This window comes from Paenirhodobacter huangdaonensis (genome assembly GCF_004022465.1).
Lineage (GTDB): Bacteria > Pseudomonadota > Alphaproteobacteria > Rhodobacterales > Rhodobacteraceae > Rhodobacter > Rhodobacter huangdaonensis.
Map to the genome: position 1 here is coordinate 208,545 of NZ_SAVA01000001.1, position 22,680 is coordinate 231,224.

Here is a 22,680-nt window from a genome sequence, read left to right on the forward strand (position 1 = left end):
GCTGCGATAAGCGAGACGCCCCCGTCACCGAAGCGTCATGTCGAGCCCCTGCCCCGCAAGCCGCCTTTGCCATGTGCACGGAGATGTCTCGGGGAAATCCGTGCGCTGATGCACGCCCCGGCTTTCCGTCCTGGCAAGGGCGGCGCTGGCGCCTGTGCGGGCGTGGAACAGCATGCCCGACAGTTCCCGCGCAAAAAGCGCGCTGCGCGCGTCGCCGGCGCCCGGGGCGGCCTGCAGCTCATCTTCGAGTTCGGCGGTGAGCGCCAGAGTCTCGTTGAGTGTCCGGGCGCGGCGAAAGCCATTGCGGCGGATCGGCAGGACCTCGGCCTGAAGCGCCTGCAGCAGCGGCCGCACCGCCGCGATCCGGCGCCCGGGCACGGGCTCCCTTGCCCGCTCCCCGCGCCCCGGCGCGCCCTCGCGGGCCGAGCGCGCAGCCGCCAGCCCCGCCCATCTGCCGGAGGCAAGCGTCCAGGCCGCGTTGATCGCGCCCGCCCCCGAGGAAGCGCCGACCAGCATCTCGCGCGAAGCGGCATCGCCCGCCACCCACAGACCGGGCACCGACGAGGCACAGTCCGCGGTGACGACAATGCCGCCGGAGCCGCGCACCGAGCCTTCGAACATCGGCTCGACCTCGAACTTCTGGGTGAACGGGTCCACACCAAGCCGGTCGAACTGGGTGAAAAGATTGGGTTGCCCGGCGCGCAGGAACGGGCGGTTCGCCTCCGGCACCTGGGTGAACTGGCAAAAGACCGGTTCGTGCCCGAAGAGAGGGGCCGCCGCGGTGCCGATGACGCCATAGGGCGAGGACCAGCCCAGATGCACCTGATGCCCGGCCGCATCGAAGAACGCCGCCTGCAGCAGATAGCCGTTCTTGTCGACCGACCCGCCTTTCGGCACGATGCCGTAATAGTTCGAGAATTCCATCCCCGACCACTCGGCGCCAAGCTCGGCCGCCATCAGCAGCGCATCGCCGGTATTGACGCTCGAACCGATGCAGCCGCTGCGCAGCGCCGAACCGCCGGCCGCCATCACCACGGCACGGGCGTCGATCCGCCAGCGCTGGTCCTTCTGCCGCAACACCCCCTCGGCACCGGCGCAGCGCCCTGCGGCATCCCGAAGCAGTGAAAGTGCCGGCGCATGATCGAGGATGGTGACCCCCGCCCGGTGCACGAGCCGGCGCATCTCGCGCAGATAGACCGGCCCCTGCACCACCACCTGCCCGCCGCGCCCGCTGCGATAGGTCGGATCGCCGATATAGCCGCGGCTCTCGGCAAAGCCCGGCCAGCTTGCCCATGTCTCCGCAAGAACGCGCTCCATCCACGTCTCTTCGGCAAGCCCGCAGGCATCGACGGCCTTCGCCGCCATCGCTGCCGCGCGCCCTTCCGGCGCCACCCACCAGTGGCCGATGGTCGCCGCGGCGCCAACGCCGGAGGCCCCGCACCAGCCCTTGTCCACCAAGATCACCTCGGCCCCGGCCGCGCGGGCGGCGAGGGCGGCCCAGGTGCCGGCCGGGCCGCCACCGATCACGAGGACATCGGTCGCAAGATGCAGCTCCGCGCCGAAATGCCCGGTTCCGTCAGCCATGATATGCCTCCTTCCGGGGCTGTGCGCCCGGTTGCGCGCCCGCGGGGGACACCCCGGCGGCGGCCTCCGGCCGCTGTGAGAGCGCGAGCGCCTCGTCGAAACTTCGGGGCGGACGGCGGCCCTTGCCCCAGCCAAGCCGCGCCCGATAGCTGCCGAGAAGCTGACGCTCCGCAAGCTCCGCTTCCGCCGGCGTCGGTGCCGGCCGGCGTTCGGCCGCCACATAGAGCGCATCGGTCGGGCAATGCGCCTCGCACAGGAAGCAGGTCTGGCAATCCTCCTTGCGGGCGATCACCGGCAGCCCGTCTTCGGCCCGGTCGAACACATCCATCGGGCAGACCTTGAAGCACAGGTCGCAGCGCACGCAGCGGTCGGGGGAAACAAGCTCGATCATGCCACGACCTCCGCCGGCGTATCGGCCAGCGCCGCCAGAAGATGGCCGCGCAACTGCGAGAATGCCTCGGTGTCGCGGCTGCGTGGCCGCGGCAGGACGACCTCGACCACCTCGTGGACATGGCCGGGGCCGGGCCGCATGACGACCACCCGATCCGCCAGATAGAGCGCCTCCTCGATGTCATGGGTGACGATCAGGATCGAGACCTGATGCGCGCGCCAGATCTTCAGCAGCTCCTCCTGCATCCGGGCTCGCAGGATCGAATCGAGCGCCCCGAACGGCTCGTCCATCAGCACGAGATCGGTTTCCACCGCCAGCGCCCGGGCGATCGCGGCGCGCTGCGCCATGCCGCCCGAAAGCTGCCGCGGATAGCTTTCCGCAAAGGCGTCGAGCCCGACGAGGGCGATATAGCGCGCCGCCCGCGCCTGCCGCTCGGCCGCGGTCATGGCGAGCGGTTCGAGCGCAAGCTCGACATTACCGCGTACCGTGAGCCAGGGCAGCAGGCGGTGGTCCTGAAACACCACCGTGCTGCCCTGCCCGGCCGTGGTCACCGGCACGCCCGCAATCGCGAGCGCGCCGCTGTCCGGGGTTTCAAGCCCGGCGATGCAGCGCAGCAAGGTCGACTTGCCGCAGCCGGATGCGCCGATCACGGCGATGATCTCGTTGCGCCGCAGCTCCAGTCCGACGTCCGCGAGCGCGCGGAAGGGCACGCCGTTCACGGGGAAGGACTTGGAGAGGCCGGAAACGGTGAGAAGGGAGGAGGAGCTCATGTCAGGTAGCCTTATCGAGATGACGGATCAGACGGGTGCCGAGCGCGTGGAGCGCGACACCAATCAGGGCGAGCGCGAGCACCCCCACGAGGGTGATATCCATGCGGAACTGCTCGCGCCCGCTGGCGATATAGGCGCCAAGGCCGCGGCCGTTGCCGATCGCGTATTCCGCGCCCACGGTTCCGATCCAGGCCGAGATCAGCGCGATCTGCACGCCCACGGCGATCGCCGGCAGCGCCGAGGGCAGATAGAGCGCGGTGATCCGCCGCCGCGGCGACAGGCCGAGCACCCGCACCAGCTCGACGAGCCCCGCCGGCGTGGCGCGCACCCCCTGCTGCGTCGCCAGCACCAGCGGAAAGAACGTGCCGAGGGCGATGAAGACGAGTTTGGCCGCCTCGCTGGTGCCGAACCACGCTGTCAGCAGCGGGATCCAGGCGAAAAGCGCGATCTGGCGCAGGGTGTCGACGCTTGGCGACAGCGCGCGGCCGAGCGGCCGCGACAGGCCAAGGATCAGGCCAAGGCTGATCCCGGCGACAGCCCCGAGACTGCCACCAAGGGCGAGCCGCGCCAGACTGGCACCAAGGGCGGCCCAGATCTCGCGCCCGTCCGGGTCGGTGAAGGGCACTTGCAGAAGTGCTAGGGGCGACACCGCCATCGAACCGCTCAGCAAGTGGTTTTCGAAGGCGAGCGTCCAGGCGGCAAGCGCGGCCGCGGGAAGCACCAGCCCCTTCCAGGACAGCTCAGCCATCGTCGCCCATCCTTGCACGCAAGGCCCGCTCGCCCCCGCGCAGCAGCCGGTCGAGAGCGATGCCGGCGGCGCCGACGGCGATCATCCCGACGATGACCATGTCCATCTGAAACAGCGTCCGGCCCCAGACCATGAGATAGCCAAGGCCATCGGTGGCGGCGAGCATCTCGCAGGTGACCAGCGACACGAAGGCCTGACCGGAGGCGAGGCGCAGCCCGGAGAACAGCGTCGGCACCATCGCCGGCAGGTGGATCCGCCAGAGCTGCCGCCCCGGCGAGAGCCCCAGCACGCGCCCAAGCTCGGCGTAGCGCGCCGGCACGGCGCGCCAGGCGTCGCGGCCGGCAATCGCCACCGGCACGAAGCAGGCCTTGATCAGGATGATGACCTTCAGCGCCTCGTCGATGCCGACAAGCAGGATCAGCACCGGAATCCAGCCCAGCGCCGGCACCGCGGCGATGGCGCGGAAACTGGGGCCGAGCCAGTCTTCGGCGCGAGGCGAGGCGCCGAGCAGCAGCCCGAAGAGAAAGCCGAGCGGCGCACCGATCATCAGCCCCACCGCCAGCCGCCACAGGCTGATGCGGATCGCCGACCACAGCTCGCCGCTGCGCGACAGCTCGAGAAGCGTCGCAAGGACGCGGCTCGGCGCCGGCAGGATATGCCCGGACACCAGAGCGAACTGCGCCGCGAGCTGCCACAGCAGCAGACCCGCAAGCGGCGCGAGCCAGGGCAGCGCGCGGAAGGCCAGGCGCCCGGGGTGACCGCCGCGGCGCGAGGCCGGCCGAGGCACGGGCCTTGCGCTGTGCGCGAGAGGCGCCGCACCCTGCCCCGGGACCGAGATGACGGAAAGATCGCTCATCACTCCGCCTCAGTTCGTGCCGGCAGCAGGCCGGTCGGGCCAGAGCGCCGCGAGCCCGTCGTTTTCAAGCGCCTTCGCAAGGAAACTGCCGTCCGCCCAGGCGGCAAGATCCGGGGTCTTGCGCGTCAGCTTCTGCGCCCTGGTGAACTCGAGCGCACTCGCGAAGCGCTGCTCGAACACCGCATCGAGGCGCGGATCGTAGGCTTGCCTGAAGTCGGTATCGGCGTTCGACCGGCGAATGAGATCGACCGGCGTGCCCGCCCGGTTCCAGATCTGGAAGGCTTCTTCACGGTTGGCCGGATCGGCCAGCCAGGCCGCCGCCTTGACATAGCCGTCGACGACTCGCTGCGTGGCCTCCGGATAGGCGTCGCGGAACTTCCGCGACACGAGGAAACCGCCGAAGCCCGACACCTCGCGATCATCGCGGGCCGAGGAGAAGACGACCTTCGCCACCCCCTTCTGCTCGAGCGGCAGCAGGAAATCGGCGCCGAACACCGCATCGACGCTGCCCGCACTGATCGCGGCGAGCTGATCGGCGTTCTTGAGGTCGATGAGGGTGATGTCCTTTTCACTCAGCCCGGCGTGCCGCAGCGCCTCGAGCGCCGCCCAGTGGATGATCGTCGCCTTCTGCAGCGCGACGCGCTTGCCCTTGAGATCCCCGAGGCTCTCGATGCCGCTGCCGGTGCGTGCGACGGCGAAGATATTGGTGCCCTGCGTCGAGGCGACGATGACGGTGTCGAGCCCGCTCGCCGCACCGACGATATTCGGCACCGCACCATAGGAGGCAAAGTCCACCTGCCCGTTCGCGAAGGCCTCGTTGATCGCCGGGCCGGTGCCGGTGAAATAGGTCCAGTCGAGCTTGACCTCCGTGCCCTTGAATTCATCGGCGATGAAGCCCTTGGCATCGGCGATGGCCAGCAGCCCGACACCGAAGGGCTTGCCGAACCCGAAGCCGACATCGCCGAAGCGGATCTCCTCCGGGAGCCCGCCGGCAATGGCGGCGGCACCCGACATCACCGCAGCGGCGAGGGCCGACAGCACTGTAAATTTCCTGAACATCGTCATCTCCGGCTGGTTGGATCTGACGACAGATTAAAGACGATAATAACGATCGCAATTATAGATGAATGATGTGGGCGAATTCGCTGAATCTGTTCTGCCGGACGATGGTCGCAAGAAAGAGGACGCGCGACGTTGCATCGCGCAGACGAATATTTTTCCTTCTTGCTGCGGCCAACCGGGCCGGTGAACCGCCACAGCTTTGCCGCAGGCGCCGACTCCTGAATAGGATGGCGCCTCATCAGCAAGACGACGAACAGGTTTTTCCCCGGCATGCACGAACGCGCGGTGCGGCGGGTCCTCGACACCGGCGAGCCGTGGCTTCCGGGTGCGGTGTCGCAGAATGGAGCGGGATCTGCCTTGGCAGGCGAAGACTGCAGAGCAGTCCCCACGGCAGGGCCGGCGCGCGATCCGCGCCCCGTCTTGCGTTCGCGCCAGAACGGCGGCACGTCACCGGCCATGAGACACCCGTAGGGGGATCTCGGCCGGCCCGTAGGTTCCGATCTGCGCCCAGTGGTCCGTGCTCAGCTCGAGCTGCGTGCACATCCGGAACGGCACATCGGGAACCGCGCTCACGCCGATGGCCTTGAAGCTCAGCCAGTCCTGCTCCGCCCGCGGCAGCCGCGCGACTTCGCAGGGCCGCCCGAAAATCCAGGCGAACAGCGCCTCCCGCTCCGGGCTTTCCGGCTTCGGGTGGACCATCCGGATCACATCGGCCAGCGACGGATCGTTGCCGACCGCGGCGTGCAGCAGCGCCCGGTCGGACGCGCCGTTCAGCCAGGCCTGGACCCTCGCCCTGGGCGCCGAACCAAGCGACTTGCGCCCGGTGCGGCCCGAGCGCAAGGCCTGCACGAAGCTGCGCAGCATCTTGCCGGTGCCGACCACGCGGCCAAAGACCGTCCGGAACAGGGCCAGCACCGCCAGCAGCACTGCCGGCATGTCCTTCATATGGGCCCGCCCGGCGGACATGGATCTTCGTGCACCTGACCACCGGCACGCATGTCGCACAGATCTGCTGGTTTCAGCTGACGGAAAGTCGGCATGTGCCCACCCGTCTCGCCCAGACCGGTCCGCCGCGCGACGACACCGACGGTGCGGGCAAGCGCGACATCACCGACCTCGACCTGAGCCGCCGCAATGCTCTGCAGCAGCGCGTCGATCTTGCGTCGCGCGATGACAGCAACCTGCAGAAGGGCGGGATCGAGACGCGCAGTCCCGCCGATGACGCGGGGACCGACCGGATCGAGCGGATCGAGCGGATGGCCGGGGCCTCGGATGCGCCGATCCTTCTGCTGGGCGAAAGCGGCACCGGCGCGGATCAGATCGCCCCGTTCGACCGCGTGCAACTGGCTGAGGTGCGCCGCACCTGCCGCGGCTCGACCCGTCTGAGCGACGCCGGGCGGCATCTGCTCGCGGTGTCGCGCGGCCACAGGACGAGCACGAATGATGCCGACCGCTTGCGGAAATACACCCAGCGCTTCGGTCTCGACCGGGCCACGGTGACGTCATAGCTGCCACAATCCTGGCCGGGCGCGGCGCAGCGGATGAACGGCAGGCGCGGAAAGTCGTACTGCGGCAAGGGCGGGATCCGGGCTCTCAGCCAATGGGCGGGTCTTTCATCCGCTCATGCGCCAGCCCCCTCCCCCAGCAGCCTCTGCATGCTTTGGCGAAGCGCGGTCCGGCCTGGCCTATCTGTCGGCCAGGCGATAGCCGACCCCCGGCTCGGTGAAGATCCAGCGCGGGTCGGCGGCATCATCGCCGAGCTTGGCGCGCAGCTGGCGGATATAGACGCGCAGATACTGGCTGTCCTCGGCATGGGCCGGCCCCCAGATCGCCTTCAGGATCATGTCCTGCGTGACCAGCCGCCCGGCATGGCCGGCCAGAAGCCACAAGAGGTCGAATTCCTTGCGGGTCAGCTTCAGGTCTTCGCCCGACAGGCTGGCGCGATGATCGGCCGCATCGATGACCAGCGGCCCCAGCGTCAGGACGGCCGGGGCCGCGTCTGTGGCGCGGTCGCGCAGAAGGCCGCGCAGGCGCGCCAGCAGCTCTCCGGTCGAGAAAGGTTTGGTGACATAGTCTTGCGCGCCGGCATCCAGCGCGGCGATCTTGCCGGCCTCGTCGCTGCGCACGGACAGCACCAGAACCGGCACCTGCGACCATTCCCGAACCGCCTTCAGCACCGAAATCCCGTCCGCATCCGGCAGGCCGAGATCGAGAATGATCGCCGCCGGCGCCTCGCGCGCGGCGAGCGCGATGCCGTCCCGCGCCGTCCCCGCCTCGGAGACGAGATGGCCTTCGGTTTCCAGCGCGACGCGCAGAAAGCGCCGGATCGGCGCCTCGTCCTCGACGATCAGGATGCGGGCAGCGGCGGTCACGCGGACACCTCCGGGTTCCAGAGCGGCAGTTCCATCACGATCCGCGTGCCGCGCCCGTCGGGATGCACGGCCTCGGCGCGGATCGCGCCACCATGGGCTTCCACGATCCCCTTGCAGATGGCAAGGCCAAGGCCCGTTCCCGCCTGCCCGCCGTCGCCCTGCTCGGCGCGCCAGAACATGTCGAACACATGGGCGGCCGCGCCCGGCGGCAGGCCCGGCCCCTCGTCCTCGACCGACAGCACCGCCCGCCCGCGCGACTGATGCGCCGCGATCCGGATCGCGCGGCCCGGACCGGCATATTTGCAGGCATTGTCGAAGATGTTGACCAGAACCTGTTCGATCAGCACCGGATCGACCTGCGCCGGCGCCATGTCGACGGGGATCGCCACCTCCATCGGATGGCCCCGCAGCGGGCCGCGCAGCCGGTTGCGGGCCGACCCCACCAGCTCCCGCAGGTCGGTGGCATGGGTCTTCAGCGTCAGCGCGCCATGGCCGAGACGGGTCATGTCGAGCAGGTTCTGGATATAGCGGTCGAGCCGGTCGCCCTCGTCGCGGATGGTCTCGGCAAGGGTGCCGCGCGCCTCGGCGGTCAGGCCCGGCTGCGTCAGCCCCTCCGCCGCGCCGAGGATCGACACCAGCGGCGTGCGCAGATCGTGACTGACCGAGGACAGCAGCGCGGTGCGCAGCCGTTCGGTCTCGCTTGCCACCCGGATCTGCGCCAGATCATCGGCAAGTTTCACCCGTTCCAGCGCCAAGGCCACCTGATCGGCCAGCGCCTCGACCAGCCGCCGGTCGCCGGGCGGCGGTTCGTGCCCGTCCTCGTAGGCAAGGCCGAGAACACCGATCCGCCGGTCGGCGGACAGCAGCGGCAGGAACAGCCAGCGCGAGGCGGGCAAGGTGGCCGAGCCCTTGCCCGTGGGTTCGCCATGCTCGAAGGCATAGGTCGCCGCGGACAGCTCGCGCGGTTCCATCCGGTCTTCGGGCGGAAAGGCCCCGACGATGGCAAGCTGCCCATTTTCATTTGGCAACAGCAGGATCGACTGGCATTCGAGCACCGCGGCGACATGGCTGACCGCCGCCCAGACGACATCATCGACGGAGGCCGCCGCGGCGGCCCGGCGCGAAAAGTCATAAAGCTTGCGCGTGCGGTCCGAGATCGCCCGTTGCGCCACGGCCCGGTCGCGCAGCCGCGCCGCAAGATTGCCGGTCAGGATCGAGACGGCAAGGAACAGCAGCAGCGTCACGAACTGGCCCCGGTTCCAGATGTGCAGCGTCATCCGCGGATCGGTGAAGAACAGATTGTAGGCCAGAAAGCTGAGCAAGGCGGCCGCGACAGAGGGCCAGCGCCCCAGTTTCGCGGCAATGGCAACCACCACCGTCATGTAGAGCAGCGACAGGCTCAGCACCGGGATCAGCCGCTCGGCGCCAAGGGCGATCAGCGTCGTCGCACAGACCGCCAGCGCGACGAGACCGAGCGGGCGCAGCTGGGCCGGAACATCGGCCCGGGCCGGGCGGCGGCGCTGACGCTGGCGCGCCGGGCTTTCCTCGTCGGTGACGAGGGTCAGCTCGAACTGCGTCGCGCCACGCAACAGGCCGGCGACCACGGCCTCATGTGGCGAGGGCGACAGCCAGCGCGCAAGCCGCGCCCGCGGTGCGGGCCGTGGCACGACGATGCGGCGGACATTGTGCTTTTGCGCGAAGTCCAGCACGTCCTGTGCCGCGTCGCGTTCGGTCTGCAGCACCGTCACCTCGGCCCCCAGCCGTTCGGCCAGACGCAGGGACGAGGTGCCCGGCTCGCCCGCAAGATCGCGCTGCGTCTCGGCGCGCAGGCTGGTCAGCGCCACCGCCAACCACTCGACCCGCGCCCGGTCGGCCGAGCGCCTGGCGATCCGCACCGCATCGCGGCCGACGGCGCCTTCAGGCAGGACGACGAGGATCCGCTCCTGCGTCGGCCAGGGGCCCTCGATCGCGTTTGCCGCCATGTGTTCCTTGAGCTGCGCATCGACCCGATCGGCGGCGGTGCGCATGGCAAGCTCGCGCAGCGCCGTCAGGTTGCCCTTGGCGAAGAAGTTCGCCACCGCCCGCGCCGCCTGATCCTGCACATAGACCTTGCCCGCACGCAGCCGCGCGATCAGCTCGTCCGGCGGCAGGTCGATCAGCTCGATCTCGTCGGCGAGTTCAAGCACCTGATCGGGCACCGTCTCGCGCACCCGGATCCCGGTGATCCGCGCGACGGTGTCGTTCAGCGTCTCGACATGCTGGACATTCATCGTGGTGTAGACGTCGATCCCGGCCGCCAGCACATCCTCGACATCCTGCCAGCGCTTCTCGTGCCGCGCGCCCGAGAGATTGGAATGCGCGAGCTCGTCGATCAGCGCGAGACCGGGAAGGCGCGCGATCAGGGCATCGACATCCATCTCCTGCAGGATATGGCCCTGATGATAGACCGTCCGGCGCGGCAGAACCTCGAAGCCGCGCAGCATCGCCTCGGTCTCGGCGCGGCCATGGGTTTCCACCACGGCGGCCAGCACGCTGACGCCTTCGGCCGCGCGATCGCGCGCGGCCTGCAGCATGGCGAAGGTCTTGCCCACACCGGGCGCGGCGCCGAGAAAAATCTTCAGCCGTCCCCGGCCTTCGCGGCGGGCCTCGGGCAGAAGGGCCTCGGGTTCGGGGCGGGAGGGTTCGGACATCTGACCTCTCAGTTTGCCGCAGCAGGCGCCACCGGCGTCGCGGCGTCAAGGGCGAGGTTGGCCAGCAGGACGTTGACGCGCGGCTCGCCATAAAGGCCAAGCCACCGGCTTTCGGTATGGGCGGCGATGATCCGGTTCACCTCGGCGAGGGGAAGACCTCGGGCCGCGGCGATGCGGGCGGCCTGGCCATGGGCGTTGGCCGGCGAGATCTGCGGATCAAGACCGGACCCCGACGCGGTGACCGCATCCATCGGGGCTGTGCCGCCATTCGCGGCCTCCCAGGCGCTGCGCCGGGCCGCCACCTCGCGGCGCAGCGCCGCCGAGCTCGGGCCGAGGTTCGAGGCGCCCGAGGGCATGGCGCTGAACGCCGCGGCCGAGGGGCGCGGATGCAGATAGCGCTCCCCCGCGAAGTCCTGCGCGATCAGCCGCGAGCCGATCACGGTGCCGTCCTTCACGATCAGGCTGCCGTTGGCGGCGGCTGGCACCAGCGCCTGTGCGATCGCGGTGATCGCCAGCGGATAGGCAAGGCCGGTGAGAAGGGTCATCCCCGCAAGCAGGACAAGGGCGGGGCGGAATTGGGTCAGCATGGAAGCCTCCTTACACAAGGCCAAGGGCGGTGACGGCCATGTCGATGGCCTTGATCCCGATGAAGGGCACGATCAGCCCGCCCAGCCCGTAGATCGACAGGTTGCGCCGCAACAGCGCCGCGGCGCTCGAGGGCTGGTATTTCACCCCGCGCAGCGCGAGCGGGATCAGCGCGACGATGATCAGCGCGTTGAAGATCACCGCCGACAGAAGGGCGCTTTGCGGCGAGGCGAGCCCCATGACGTTCAGAACGCCCAGCCCCGGAAAGGCGGCGACGAAGATCGCCGGCAGGATGGCGAAATATTTCGCCACGTCATTGGCGATCGAGAAGGTGGTCAGCGCGCCGCGCGAGATCAGGAGCTGCTTGCCCACCATCACCACCTCGATCAGCTTGGTCGGATCGCTGTCGAGGTCGATCAGGTTCGCCGCCTCCTTCGCGGCGGGCGTGCCCGAGTTCATCGCCACCCCCACATCTGCCTGCGCCAGCGCGGGCGCGTCGTTCGAGCCGTCGCCGCACATCGCGACCAGCCGCCCGCCCGCCTGTTCGCGGCGGATGTAGTCAAGCTTCATCTCGGGCGTCGCTTCGGCCAGGAAATCGTCCACCCCGGCCTCGGCGGCGATCGCGGCGGCGGTCAGGGGATTGTCACCGGTGATCATCACCGTGCGGATGCCCATGGCGCGCAGCTCGGCAAAGCGTTCGCGCACGCCGGGCTTGATCACGTCCTTCAGATGGATCGCGCCGAGGATCACGTCGTCCTGCGCCACCAGAAGCGGCGTGCCGCCGGAGCGGGCGATCTCGTCGATCCTCGCGCGCAGCGCCGGATCGGCGGAGCGCCCGACGAACCGCTCCACCGCATCCACCGCGCCCTTGCGCAGCTGCCGGCCCGGCAGATCGACGCCGGAAAGCCGGGTCTGGGCGGAGAAGGCGACGGGCTCGCCCCGTTCCACGCTCTCGCCGGTCAGGGCGGGGAGCAGCCGGCGCGCCAGATCGACGATCGACTTGCCTTCCGGCGTGGCATCGCTGAGCGAGGCAAACCAGGCGGCACGGACCAGTTGCGTCTCGATCACGCCATGGGCCGGATAGAAGGCCTCGGCCATCCGGTTGCCGAAGGTGATCGTGCCGGTCTTGTCGAGCAGCAGCGTGTCCACATCCCCCGCGGCCTCGACCGCACGCCCGGATTTGGCGATGACATTGGCGCGCACCAGCCGGTCCATGCCGGCGATGCCGATGGCCGACAGAAGCCCGCCGATGGTGGTGGGGATCAGCGTCACGAACAGCGCCGCAAGCGTGATGACCGGGATCGCGATGCCCGAATAGCGGGCGAAGGGGGCGAGCGTGACCACGACGAAAAGGAAGATCAGCGTCAGCCCGGCAAGCAGGATGTTCAGCGCGATCTCGTTCGGGGTCTTCTGTCGCTCCGCCCCCTCGACCAATGCAATCATCCGGTCGAGGAAGCTTTTGCCCGGCTCGGCGGTGATTCTCAGGATCAGGCTGTCCGAGACGATCCGGGTGCCGCCGGTGACCGAACAGCGGTCGCCGCCGGATTCGCGGATGACGGGTGCGCTTTCGCCGGTGATCGCGCTTTCGTCGACCGAGGCGACGCCGCGGATCACCTCGGCGTCGGTCGGGATCAGGTCGCCGGCCTCGACGCGCACGAGCTGCCCGGCCCGCAACGCCGAGGACGGCACCGATTTCGGCGCAGGGTCGTCCTCGCGGGTGAGCAGCCGGACCATGGTTTCGGCCTTGGTTGCGCGCAGGCTGTCGGCGCGGGCCTTGCCGCGGCCTTCGGCGAGCGCCTCGGCGAAATTGGCGAAGAGGACGCAGACCCAGAGCCAGAAGGCCAGCTGAAGGGTCACGCCCCAGCCCGGCGCGCCGATGGCAAGGTCGCGCAGGGCGAGCACGCTGGTCAGCCCGGCGGTGACGGCGGTGACGAAGATCACCGCGTTGCCCATCAGGGCGCGGGGGCGAAGCTTGCTGAAGGCGGCTTTCAGCGCCGCCATATAAAGGCCCGGATGGGCGGTCGAAGAGATGGACATGGGGTGTCCCTGAACTGAAGGGGGAAGGCGTGGCCCCTCGGGGCCGCGCGGGATCAGAAGCTTTGCCCTGCCGCCAGGGCGGTCTGTTCTGCGATCGGGCCAAGCGCCAGCACCGGGAAGAACGTCAGCGCGCCCAGGATCGCCACGGTCAGGATCAGCAGCGTCACGAACAGCGGCCCGTGCGTCGGGAAAGTGCCCGAGGTGACGGCGGCGCGCTTCTTCGCGCCGAGCGAGCCGGCGATCGCCAGCATCGGCACGATGATGGCATAGCGGCCGAGGAGCATCAGAAGGCCAAGGGCCGTCGTCTGCCACTGCGTCGCGGCGCCGAAGCCCCCGAAGGCCGAGCCGTTGTTGCCGACCGCCGAGGAATAGGCATAGAGGATCTCGCTCAGCCCATGCGGCCCCGCCTGCTGCACCGAGGCCAGCGCCGCCGGCACCGTGGCCGAGATCGCCCCGCCTGCCAGAATGCCGAGCGGCATCGACAGGAAGGCCAGCATCGCGAGCGTCACCTCGCGCGCCTCGATCTTGCGGCCGAGGTATTCCGGCGTGCGCCCGACCATCAGCCCGGCCAGGAAGACCGCCAGCACGACATAGAGCAGCATCCCGTAAAGCCCGGCGCCGACACCGCCGAAGATCACCTCGCCGATCATCATGTTGACCATCTCGACAAGGCCCGAAAGCGGCATGAAACTGTCGTGCATCGCATTGACCGAGCCATTGGAGGCCGCCGTGGTCGCCGCGCCCCAGAGGGCGGAGAGGCCCGCGCCGAAGCGCTGTTCCTTGCCCTCCATGTTGGCGCCGAGACCGAGGGCCGCGTTGCCGCCCGCCTCGCCCCACCAGATCACCACGAGACCAAGGACGAACATCACGCCCATGGCGGCAAAGATCGCCCAGCCTTGCCGGCGGTCTTGCGCCATCCGGCCGAAGACGAAGCAGAAGGCGACGGGGATCAGCAGGATCGACAGGCACTGCACCATGTTCGACAGCACCGTCGGGTTCTCGAACGGATGGGCCGAGTTCACGCCGAAGAAGCCGCCGCCATTGGTGCCAAGCTGCTTGATCGCGATCTGTGCGGCGGCGGGGCCGCGCGCGATCACCTGATCGGCGCCTTCGACCGTGGTTGCGTGCACCGCGCCGAGCAATGTCTGCGGCACGCCCTGCACGACCAGCACCAGCGCCACCACCACCGACAGCGGCAGCAGCACATAGAGAACCGAGCGCGTCATGTCGGCCCAGAAATTGCCAAGCCCCGCGCCCCTCTCGCCGGTGAAGCCGCGGATCACCGCGATACCGACCGCCATGCCGGTTGCGGCGGAGACGAAGTTCTGCACCGTCAGACCGGCCATCTGCGCGAGATAGCTGAGCTGCGCCTCGCCGGAATAGGCTTGCCAGTTGGTGTTGGTGACGAAGCTGATCGCGGTGTTGAAGGCCAGATCGGCCGGCATGCCGGCAATGCGATCGGGGTTCATCGGCAAGGCGCCCTGCAGGCGCAAGATCGCATAGAGGGCAACGAACCCCGTCAGGTTGAAAACCAGAACGGCAAGCGCATAGGCCTTCCAGCCCTGCGAAACATCGGCCCGGATGCCGGCAAAGCGGTAGAAGCCGCGCTCGAGCGGGCCGAAAACGGGCGAAAGCGGCGTCGGCTGTGCCGCATAGACGCGGGTCATCAGGCCGGCCAGCGCCCACCCGCCGGCCGTCAGCACCGCGCAAAAGAGGAGATATCCCAGAAGGTCTTGCATCGTCGCCCCTTCAGAAACGGTCCGGGCGCAACAGCGCCAGGATCAGGAAGCCGAACACCCCCGTCGCGACGGCGAGGCCCAGGATGATGTCGAACATGCCGCCCTCACATCCTGTCGATGAGGCGCAGGGCACCGGCAAAAAGGCAAAAGCCCGCCAGCCCGAGCGCGAGATAGATGAGGTCTGCCATGGCAGTCTCCCGCTGTTGTCATGGCCGGGTGATCGCGCGGAGGGGCGTGAAGGAGATATATGAAAGGCAGCGCCGGCGCATAAAGATCGCGTAAAACCGCGCCGCGAGCGCGCAAGGCCCGGGGCGCAGAGCGCGGCTGCAGTGGTTTGCGACCGCGCGCCTCCAGGGCGTCGGCCATGCCGTCCGTGCCACCGACGGGCGCCCGTTCGGGGCCGGAACGGCGTGTTGCCGCTTGGGTCTTCTGCCGCGGCGTGCTACCCGGGCGGGTATGTCTCCGCTCCCCCCGCCCGACCCGTTCAATGCTCTCGTGGAGGCGCTTGACCTTCGGCCGCTGAAAGACGGCCCGCTGAGCGGGACGCGCTTCACGGTGAAGGACAATATCGACCTCGCCGGACATCGCACCTCTTACGGCAGCCCGGCCTGGCGCGACGCCCATCCCGCGCCGGTCCACAATGCCCTTTGCGTCGATCAGCTGCTGGCCGCCGGGGCGCGCTGCGTGGGCAAGGCCATCGCGGATGAATTCACCTACAGCCTCGATGGCGAAAGCCAGTTCTTCGGCACGCCGCGCAATGCGCGGGCTCCGGACCGGGTCCCGGGCGGATCGTCGAGCGGTTCGGCCGCCTCCGTCGCCAACGGGCTGGCCGATTTCTCGATCGGCACGGATTCGGGGGGCTCGGTGCGGGTTCCGGCAAGCCTGTGCGGGATCTGGGGCATGCGCCCCTCGCTGCACCGCATCTCCGAGGCCGGGGTGCTGCCCTTCATGCCGAGCGTCAGCACGGTGGGGATCCTCGCCGCGGGCCTGCCGCTGCTCGCGGCCGTGGCGCGTGTCCTGCTGCGCAGCGGGACAAGGCCGGCGCCCTCCCCGCGCCGCCTGCTGGTGCTGAGCGACGCGGTCGCGCTTGCCGCCCCCGCCGTGCAGACACAGGTGCGCACGGCTCTGGATGACATCGCGCGGCGCACCGGCCTTGTCGCCGAGCCGATCCGTTTCGCGCAGCTCATCGGCGAGGACCGGCCGCTGAGCGACTGCAATCTGAAGGCGCTGCGCGACCTGCAGACGGCGGAAGTCCAAAGCACGATCGGCAACTGGATCGAGACCGCCCGGCCCAAGCTCGGCACCACCTTCTCGCTGGCTTATGGCAATGTGCGCCGGTTCGACCGGATCTCGGCCCTGGAAAGCCTGACGCGCTGCGAGCGGCTGTTCGAGCAGATCAACGCGGCGCTTCCCGCGGGCACGATCATCTGCTTCCCCACCACCCCCTGCATCGCGCCGCCGAAGGGGTCGCTCAGGACGTTCGAGGCGGTGACGGCCTTCTACGATCCCACGATGACCCTCACCGCGTTCTCCGGCGTCGCCCGCCTTCCCGAGATCTCGGCGCCGCTGCTGACCGTCGCGGGGTGCCCGGTCGGGCTGTCCTTCGCCGCCGGGCATTATCAGGACGAGGCTCTTCTTCACGCGCTGTCCGAGTTTTTCCGGCCGCGGGATCGTTGAGGGCGGCTCGGAGCCGATCGCCCCGCTGCAGCCCCCGCACCGCGCATGGCGGTCAGGGCCGCAACGGGCCCCTTCCCGGCCCGAAAAGACGGAGCGAACAACTCCCGCACCAAGCGGTCCGGCTCTCTGCGCATCAGATCAGGCCGGCAGGCCTCGCCGTTTCCGCGCAACCGGGGGCGTCACCCGCGCGCGGAAACGGAGGACACAGGCGTTCACCCCAAGGTGCGGCCTCCGTCCACCACCAGATCCGCGCCGGTGATGATCGCCGCCTCGTCCGAGGCGAGGAAGGCCACGGCATTGGCAATATCGGCAGGGTCGGGCAGACGGTCGACGCAATGCTGGGCCAACAGGACCTCAAGCGCCTTTTCTTTCGATCCGAAACGCTTGACCAGCATCGCCTCGACCAGCGGCGTCCAGACCCAGGTCGGATGCACCGCATTGACCCGCACGCGATAGCCGCTCTTGCCCGCGCTGAAGGCGGCGTTGCGCGTCAATGCCCGCACGCTCGCCTTGCTGACATTGTAGGGGATCGCGTCCAGACTGCTGACGAAGGCCGTGGTCGAGCCGATATTGACGACGGCGCCGCCGCCGCTGTCCTTCATCACCCGGATCGCCTCGCGGGTGCCCAGAAAGGTGCCGTCCACGTTCACCGACATGATCCGCTGCCATTCGGCGGTCGGCAGCGCGTCGATCAGGAAGCTGCCATTGCCGACGACCCCGGCGGCATTGACCAGAACGTCAAGCTTGCCGGCCTCGGCCACCACCGCATCGAGGGTCTGGCGCCAATCCGCATCCGACGTGACGTCGAGCGGCACGATGACCGGCGCGGCAAGCCCCTCGAAGGCCGCGGCGATGCTGTCGGTCAGTTCCGGTTTCAGATCGGCAAGATAGACCTTGCCGCCCTCCTGCGCGATGCGCTTGCCGATCGCGGTGCCAAGCGCCCCGGTGCCGCCGGTGATGAAGGCGGTCTTGCCTGCAAACCTTTTGTTCATTCGGTCTGTATCCTTCTTTGAAATCCGCCCGGGCCCGGTGCGGGGCACGGGCCGTGGCAGTCATTCGTCGACGACACCATTGCCCAGCGTGCCGATGCCGGTGATCTCCACCTCGACCTGCATCCCCGGGGCGAGGTAAAGCTGCGGCTTGCGGAATTTGCCGACCCCGCCCGGCGTGCCCGTCGCGATCACATCGCCCGGCTGCAAGGTGAGCACGCTCGAGATATAGGCGATCATCTCGGGGATCGAGAACGCCAGATCGTCGAGCCCGGCCTGCTGCACCACCACGCCGTCGACCCGGGTGGTCAGGGTCTGCGCGGTGATATCCTCCACGTCGTCGGCGGTCACGATCCACGGCCCGATGGAGCCCGAGGCCTCGAAGCTCTTGCCCGGCCAGAACTGGGTCGTGTGGATCTGATAGTCGCGGATCGACCCTTCGTTCATGCAGGTGTAGCCCGCCACATGATCGAAAGCCGCCTCGGCCGGAATGTGGCGCCCCGCCTTGCCGATGATCACCGCCAGCTCGCCCTCATAGTCGAAGTCCTTGCTGACCTTCGGGCGCACCAGCGGCGTGCCGTGCCCGACCAGCGAGGACGGGTAGCGGGTGAAGATCGAGGGATGGCGGGGCCGGTCGCGGCCGGTCTCGGCGATGTGGGACAGGTAGTTCAGCCCGACACAGAGGATCTTTTCCGGGGTCGGAACCGGCGGCAGCAGCGTGACATCGGCCAGCGGCAGGGCCGTGCCGACCCCGGCCAGCCCGGCCACTGCGTCGGCAGCGATCACCTGACGCAGGTCGGCATATTGCGCCCCCAGAACGGCCCCGGCATCCAGAACGTCGGACCCGACAACGGTGCCATAACTGGCCGTCCCCGAGGGGGTGATGAAAGAAACAAGACGCATTCGTCGCTCCTGCAGAGTCTGGGATAAGGAAAATCTGATGATGATTGGCGCGCGTGGACGCGGTCACAGATCGGACGGGGGCGCGTCGGATGGGGGCGCGACGCGCTCTCCGTCCGCGGCCGCGCCGGGCCAACGGGCAAGCAGCTTGTCCGCCGTCGCCTGATAGTGTTGCAGCAGCAAAGCCGTGGCCCGCTCCGCATCGCGGTGCAGCACTGCCTCCAGAATCTCGGCATGTTCCTGCTCCACGTCGCGCGCACTCGTGGTCGTGACCGGCCCCGAGGTGACACGGTAGATCTCGGTCGCCGCCGCGAGCTTTTCGCAAATGTCGATCAGGGCCGGGATGCCACAGGCCTCGACCAGCTTTGCGTGAAATGCGCGGTGCGCGTTGAACCATTCGGGGTTGCCGTGCAGCTGGTCGCCGGGCAAACGGCGCTGCGTGCGCGACAGCCGGTGATGGGCCGCCAGCACCTCGGTCTCCCAGTCCATGTCCCCGCGCTCGATGGCCAGCGTCAGCGCCAGCTTTTCGTTATGGCAGCGCAACAACGTCAGATCGAGCAGTTCCTTGCGGTCGAGTTCGGGCACGGAAAACCCCTGCCCCGTCGTCGAGCTGACCAGACGGTCTCCGCTCAGCAAGATCAGCGCCTCGCGCACGACGGTCGTGCTGGCGTTGTATTCCTTGCTCAGAACCGCAGGCTGCAGCCGGGTGCCCGGCGTGATCTGGCCGTCAAAGATGCCCTGACGTATCCGCTGATAGACATCCAGCGCCAGTGACTTTGCGTCTCCCCGTTTCGACATGGCCCAGCGTTCCTATCTGTATCTTGGAAAAAATGACATTTGTGCATGCGGCTCAGCGGATCATCTGCGACGGCAGCCAGGTGACGAGCCCCGGGAAAATCGTGATGACGATCACCACGGCCAGAGCCAGCGGCACGAACAGCAGGACGCCGGAAAAAACGTCCTTGAGCGAGATCCGATGGCCGATGTTGATCTCGGGATCCTGCGCCATGCGATGACCGATGAACACCAGCAAGCCGACAGGCGGCGTCAGGATGCTGATTTCCGCCATCAGCACCAGAAAGACGCCGAACCACATCGGATCATAGCCCGCCGCGACCACGATCGGCATGATCAGCGGAACCGTCAGCAGCATCATCGCGATCGCATCCATGAACATCCCGAGCACGAGATAGAGCAGGATCAGCAGGCCGAAGAACACGATGACATTGCCCGAGACCTCCCGCATGCTCTGCGACAGCCATTGCGCGGCGCCGGTGACGGCCAGCAGGCGGCTGAGGATGGCCGCGCCGATGACCAGGATCAGCACCGAGCCCACCGCCGACAGCGTGCCACGCGCCGCCCCGAACAGCGAGCGCAGGAAGCTGCGGGCGTCCTGCACGGCAAGGCAATAGAGCGCCGCGCCCACCGCCCCCACCGATGCGCATTCGGTCACCGTCAGGAACCCGCCGCCGAGGCCGCCGAAGATCACCGCGATCAGCAGCGGCACCGGCCAGGCCGCGGCGACGATGCGCAGCTTCTCGCGCGGGCTCGGGGCCGGGGCCGCCGCGACCGTCGCGGCCTTCGCGCCGCGCCCGGTGGCGCCGACCCAGTCGGGGCGGAGCACGGCGATTGCCACCACGGTCAGCACATAGGCGAGGGTCAGCAGGATCCCCGGGATCGTGCCCGCGAGCAGCTGCGGCCCGACCGGCACCTCGGCGAAGCCCGCGAAGATCACCATCATGATGCTCGGCGGGATCAGCTGGCCGATGGTGCCGGCGCTGAGCACCGCGCCGACCGCAAGGCGCTTGTCATAGCCAACGCGCAGCATCTCGGCGATCGCGATCCGGCCAAGCGCATAGGTGCTGCCCACGGTCGAGCCGCTGATCGCGCCGAGACCCGCCCCGGCGATATTGGTCGTCGCGGCCAGATTGCCGGGCAGCCAGAAGAACAGGATGCGCGCGGCGGCGTAAAGCTTGGTGGTGATCCCCGAATACCAGAGCATCAGCCCCATGAAGACGAACATCGGCAGCACGACGAAGGTCGAACCGGAGGCGGTGGTGAAGGGCACCTGCGACAGCGTCGTGTCAAGCGCACGCGGGCCCATCACGGCATAGAGGCCGATCGCGCCCGAAACCCCCATCGCGAGCCCGACGCTCATGCCCAGCCCCATCAGCGCGAACATCATGCCCAGTGCCACGATCGCACGCAGCTCCCGCGCCATATCGACGAAGAACAGCGCGCCACAGACCGCGCCGAGCACCGTCAGCAAGATCACCCAGGACACGCCCTTCCACGGCTGCACATCGGCCGGGACAGGGGTGGCAAGGTCAGAAATCGGTGTCATCTGCTGGGTCATCACAGCGCCTCCGGGCTTTCCATGGGCTCATCCGCATCGGGGCTCGCCCCGGACAGAACGACGTAGAGATGCTGTGCAATGACCAGCGCGAAGCTCAGAAAGCCCACGGCCGTCACAAAGCGCACGGGCCAGATGGCGATCTTGTAGGCACCGGCATATTCGCCGTCGGTCATGCTCTCGAACGCGACGTGAAAGCCAAGCCACGCCATCTTCAGCAAGATCAGGATCGACAGCACCGCCACGATACCGTCCGCCAGTTTCAGCGCATTGCGGCCCAGAACTTCGGTCAGCATCGAGACCCGCACATGTTCATGGCTGACACCGGCCCACCAGATGCCGACAAAGACCATCGGCACCATCAGCCAGTATTCCGTGACCTCGAGCGCCCCGGGAATGGGCGTATTGAACATGTTGCGCGACACGACGTCGGCGAAGGTCAGCAAGATCAGCACGTAAAGACAGACGCTCCCCAGTCCGGTGAGCGCGGCCTTCCCCGCGCGCCAGATTGGCAGCTTCCGTTTGCCTGGGATCGATATCATGGGAGTTCTCGCAAATGGCGATTGCGCAGCCTCGGGCGGGCAGGCAATGGCGGATGGGGACATGCAGCGCGGCGCTGCGGGCGACATGGGCCGTGCCCAGCCCGCCCGCCGCGGCGCGTCAGGGCTGCGTTGCGCTATACGGGGTGACGATCTCGGCCAGGATCTGCGCCTTAAGCGGGGCGAAATCCGGCAGCTCTCCGCCCTTGGCCACGAAATCCCCCCAGGAGGTGTAATCCCCCCCGAACCCGAGGTTGTCGCTGAGCAAGCCGCGCCATTTCGCCCGCAGCTCCGTCAGGCGCGCAACCTCGCGGGCGGGATCGGCAACCTCTGCCGGGCTGGTGGCGACGGCATCGGCGCGGACGGCATCGTGATGGGCATCGACCTTCTGGCGCATGTCGGCATCCGGCGTCGTATAGACGACCCCGCTCTCGATGCTGGATTTCGCCGCGCGCAACTGCTGCCGCAGCGCGGCTTCCAGCAGCTCCGAGGCATATTGCGCGGTCTCGTCCCAGATGATCTCCTTCAGATCCTGCGGGAAGGCATTCCAGGTCTCGAGATTGAAGCCATAGACCGCCTGCGCATAGGCCGTCAGCCCCATCCCCAGGTTGAAATACTTGCCGTGATCGAAGAACCCGTTGGCCCCCGCGTCGGCAAGCCCCCCCATCCAGCAGTCGATCACGCCGGACTGGAAGGCCTGATAGACCTCGGTGATCGGCAGCGCGACCGGAGTCAGCCCGAGGTTCTGCGCCTCCTTGGTCCAGGTTTCCCCCGCGACCCGGCTGCGTTTGCCAGCGAGCTCAGAAAGGCTCGAATTGTCTTCCTTGCACAGCAGACCATAGGGGCCGGTGATCGAGAAGGACGGCATCACCGGCATGATCCCGGCATCCAGCAGCTGCTGCGTGTGCGCGGTCAGTCCGGCGTTCCATTCATACCCGGCCAATGCGGCGGTCGCCACTTCGAGGATCGGGTTCTGTTCGCTCGGAATCGCCAGACTGCCCTGCCACTCGTCCACCGAGAATTTCGCCGGCTCATAGGCCGGCAGAACGAAGCCGAAATCGAACAGCCCAGCCCCGAGCCCCGAGGTCAGCTCCTGCGCCGGCACAAGACTGCCGGCGTAGTAATATTCGAATTTCAGCTTGCCTCCGCTGCGCTTTTCCAGCCGCGCGGTAAAGGCCTCCATCGGCGCCGTGAACCAGTTGTCGGGCCCGTAAAGCGAGGCCACGCGCAACGTCATCGGCTTCATATCCGCCAGCGTTTCGGCCGAAACGGCCAGGGGTGCAAAGAGCGCCGCCGTCAGCACGGCCCCCGTCATCATGATCTTCATTGCTGTCTCCTCCCGTAAACAAAGCTGAATCGCTGCGCTCCGCCGGCCCCGTCCCCCTCCC

At 68.4% G+C, this 22,680-nt stretch carries 22 protein-coding genes; 2 read left to right on the forward strand and 20 right to left on the reverse strand.

Annotated features, from left to right (window positions below):
- Positions 1 to 24: 24 nt before the first annotated feature.
- Genes EOW66_RS00965 through EOW66_RS01000 form a run of 8 tightly spaced genes read right to left on the reverse strand, consistent with a single transcriptional unit; the run spans position 25 to position 6,377 of the window.
- The gene (locus tag EOW66_RS00965) at positions 25 to 1,584 is read right to left on the reverse strand and encodes an FAD-dependent oxidoreductase (RefSeq protein WP_164880983.1); all 1,560 of its coding nucleotides are present in this window, start codon (positions 1,582 to 1,584) and stop codon (positions 25 to 27) included.
- Complete coding sequence (locus tag EOW66_RS00970; protein ID WP_128154129.1) at positions 1,577 to 1,975, reverse strand: 4Fe-4S dicluster domain-containing protein; 399 nt, start codon at positions 1,973 to 1,975, stop codon at positions 1,577 to 1,579. The genes EOW66_RS00965 and EOW66_RS00970 overlap by 8 nt, the downstream gene beginning before the upstream one ends.
- Positions 1,972 to 2,745 carry an ABC transporter ATP-binding protein gene (locus EOW66_RS00975; protein WP_128154130.1) on the reverse strand — a complete coding sequence of 258 codons (774 nt, stop codon included), beginning with the start codon at positions 2,743 to 2,745 and terminating at the stop codon, positions 1,972 to 1,974. The genes EOW66_RS00970 and EOW66_RS00975 overlap by 4 nt, the downstream gene beginning before the upstream one ends.
- A 1-nt stretch (position 2,746) precedes the next feature.
- Positions 2,747 to 3,493 (reverse strand): ABC transporter permease, encoded by a 747-nt coding sequence (locus tag EOW66_RS00980; RefSeq protein ID WP_128154131.1) that lies wholly within the window; start codon positions 3,491 to 3,493, stop codon positions 2,747 to 2,749.
- Entirely contained in the window at positions 3,486 to 4,349 is an 864-nt protein-coding gene (locus tag EOW66_RS00985; protein WP_128154132.1) for an ABC transporter permease, read from the reverse strand. Before EOW66_RS00985 ends, EOW66_RS00980 begins: the two co-directional genes overlap by 8 nt.
- Before the next feature lie 9 nt (positions 4,350 to 4,358).
- The gene (locus EOW66_RS00990; RefSeq protein WP_128154133.1) at positions 4,359 to 5,408 is read right to left on the reverse strand and encodes an ABC transporter substrate-binding protein; all 1,050 of its coding nucleotides are present in this window, start codon (positions 5,406 to 5,408) and stop codon (positions 4,359 to 4,361) included.
- A 2-nt stretch (positions 5,409 to 5,410) separates the two neighbouring features.
- Complete coding sequence (locus EOW66_RS00995) at positions 5,411 to 5,869, reverse strand: hypothetical protein (RefSeq protein ID WP_128154134.1); 459 nt, start codon at positions 5,867 to 5,869, stop codon at positions 5,411 to 5,413.
- Positions 5,859 to 6,377, reverse strand: coding sequence for a hypothetical protein (locus tag EOW66_RS01000; RefSeq protein WP_206363651.1), 519 nt, complete (start codon positions 6,375 to 6,377; stop codon positions 5,859 to 5,861). The genes EOW66_RS00995 and EOW66_RS01000 overlap by 11 nt, the downstream gene beginning before the upstream one ends.
- Before the next feature lie 8 nt (positions 6,378 to 6,385).
- Here EOW66_RS01000 and EOW66_RS01005 point away from each other — a divergent pair, with 8 nt between their 5' ends.
- A complete protein-coding gene (locus tag EOW66_RS01005) occupies positions 6,386 to 6,919 on the forward strand; it encodes an RNA repair transcriptional activator RtcR family protein (RefSeq protein ID WP_239017458.1) in 534 nt (177 codons plus the stop codon).
- Positions 6,920 to 7,096: 177 nt separating this feature from the next.
- On the opposite strand, the gene EOW66_RS01010 is transcribed toward EOW66_RS01005, so the two are convergent.
- The 6 genes from EOW66_RS01010 to kdpF are packed head-to-tail and all read right to left on the reverse strand — an operon-like array spanning position 7,097 to position 14,931.
- On the reverse strand, positions 7,097 to 7,783 hold the full coding sequence (locus EOW66_RS01010) for a response regulator (RefSeq protein WP_128154136.1): 687 nt from the start codon (positions 7,781 to 7,783) through the stop codon (positions 7,097 to 7,099).
- A complete protein-coding gene (locus tag EOW66_RS01015; protein WP_128154137.1) occupies positions 7,780 to 10,473 on the reverse strand; it encodes a sensor histidine kinase in 2,694 nt (897 codons plus the stop codon). Before EOW66_RS01015 ends, EOW66_RS01010 begins: the two co-directional genes overlap by 4 nt.
- An 8-nt stretch (positions 10,474 to 10,481) precedes the next feature.
- Positions 10,482 to 11,060 (reverse strand): potassium-transporting ATPase subunit KdpC, encoded by a 579-nt coding sequence (gene kdpC / locus EOW66_RS01020; RefSeq protein WP_128154138.1) that lies wholly within the window; start codon positions 11,058 to 11,060, stop codon positions 10,482 to 10,484.
- Between the two features lie 10 nt (positions 11,061 to 11,070).
- Entirely contained in the window at positions 11,071 to 13,095 is a 2,025-nt protein-coding gene (gene kdpB, locus EOW66_RS01025) for a potassium-transporting ATPase subunit KdpB (RefSeq protein WP_128154139.1), read from the reverse strand.
- 53 nt (positions 13,096 to 13,148) lie between these two features.
- Positions 13,149 to 14,834 carry a potassium-transporting ATPase subunit KdpA gene (gene kdpA / locus EOW66_RS01030; RefSeq protein WP_128154140.1) on the reverse strand — a complete coding sequence of 562 codons (1,686 nt, stop codon included), beginning with the start codon at positions 14,832 to 14,834 and terminating at the stop codon, positions 13,149 to 13,151.
- A 10-nt stretch (positions 14,835 to 14,844) separates the two neighbouring features.
- Positions 14,845 to 14,931 carry a K(+)-transporting ATPase subunit F gene (kdpF, locus tag EOW66_RS20885; protein WP_128154741.1) on the reverse strand — a complete coding sequence of 29 codons (87 nt, stop codon included), beginning with the start codon at positions 14,929 to 14,931 and terminating at the stop codon, positions 14,845 to 14,847.
- 359 nt (positions 14,932 to 15,290) lie between these two features.
- On the opposite strand from kdpF, the gene EOW66_RS01040 reads away from it, so the two are divergent.
- Complete coding sequence (locus tag EOW66_RS01040) at positions 15,291 to 16,511, forward strand: amidase family protein (RefSeq protein WP_128154142.1); 1,221 nt, start codon at positions 15,291 to 15,293, stop codon at positions 16,509 to 16,511.
- 212 nt (positions 16,512 to 16,723) lie between these two features.
- Here the strand turns inward: EOW66_RS01040 and EOW66_RS01045 are convergent, their stop codons facing one another.
- From EOW66_RS01045 to EOW66_RS01070, 6 genes are all read right to left on the reverse strand, one after another.
- Positions 16,724 to 17,503 carry an SDR family NAD(P)-dependent oxidoreductase gene (locus tag EOW66_RS01045; RefSeq protein ID WP_128154144.1) on the reverse strand — a complete coding sequence of 260 codons (780 nt, stop codon included), beginning with the start codon at positions 17,501 to 17,503 and terminating at the stop codon, positions 16,724 to 16,726.
- A gap of 60 nt (positions 17,504 to 17,563) precedes the next feature.
- A complete protein-coding gene (locus tag EOW66_RS01050; RefSeq protein WP_128154146.1) occupies positions 17,564 to 18,403 on the reverse strand; it encodes a fumarylacetoacetate hydrolase family protein in 840 nt (279 codons plus the stop codon).
- Positions 18,404 to 18,466: 63 nt separating this feature from the next.
- Entirely contained in the window at positions 18,467 to 19,198 is a 732-nt protein-coding gene (locus EOW66_RS01055; RefSeq protein WP_128154147.1) for a GntR family transcriptional regulator, read from the reverse strand.
- 52 nt (positions 19,199 to 19,250) lie between these two features.
- On the reverse strand, positions 19,251 to 20,756 hold the full coding sequence (locus EOW66_RS01060) for a TRAP transporter large permease (protein WP_128154149.1): 1,506 nt from the start codon (positions 20,754 to 20,756) through the stop codon (positions 19,251 to 19,253).
- The gene (locus tag EOW66_RS01065; protein ID WP_164880984.1) at positions 20,756 to 21,295 is read right to left on the reverse strand and encodes a TRAP transporter small permease; all 540 of its coding nucleotides are present in this window, start codon (positions 21,293 to 21,295) and stop codon (positions 20,756 to 20,758) included. The genes EOW66_RS01060 and EOW66_RS01065 overlap by 1 nt, the downstream gene beginning before the upstream one ends.
- A gap of 118 nt (positions 21,296 to 21,413) precedes the next feature.
- On the reverse strand, positions 21,414 to 22,619 hold the full coding sequence (locus EOW66_RS01070; RefSeq protein ID WP_128154153.1) for a hypothetical protein: 1,206 nt from the start codon (positions 22,617 to 22,619) through the stop codon (positions 21,414 to 21,416).
- Positions 22,620 to 22,680 lie beyond the last annotated feature (61 nt).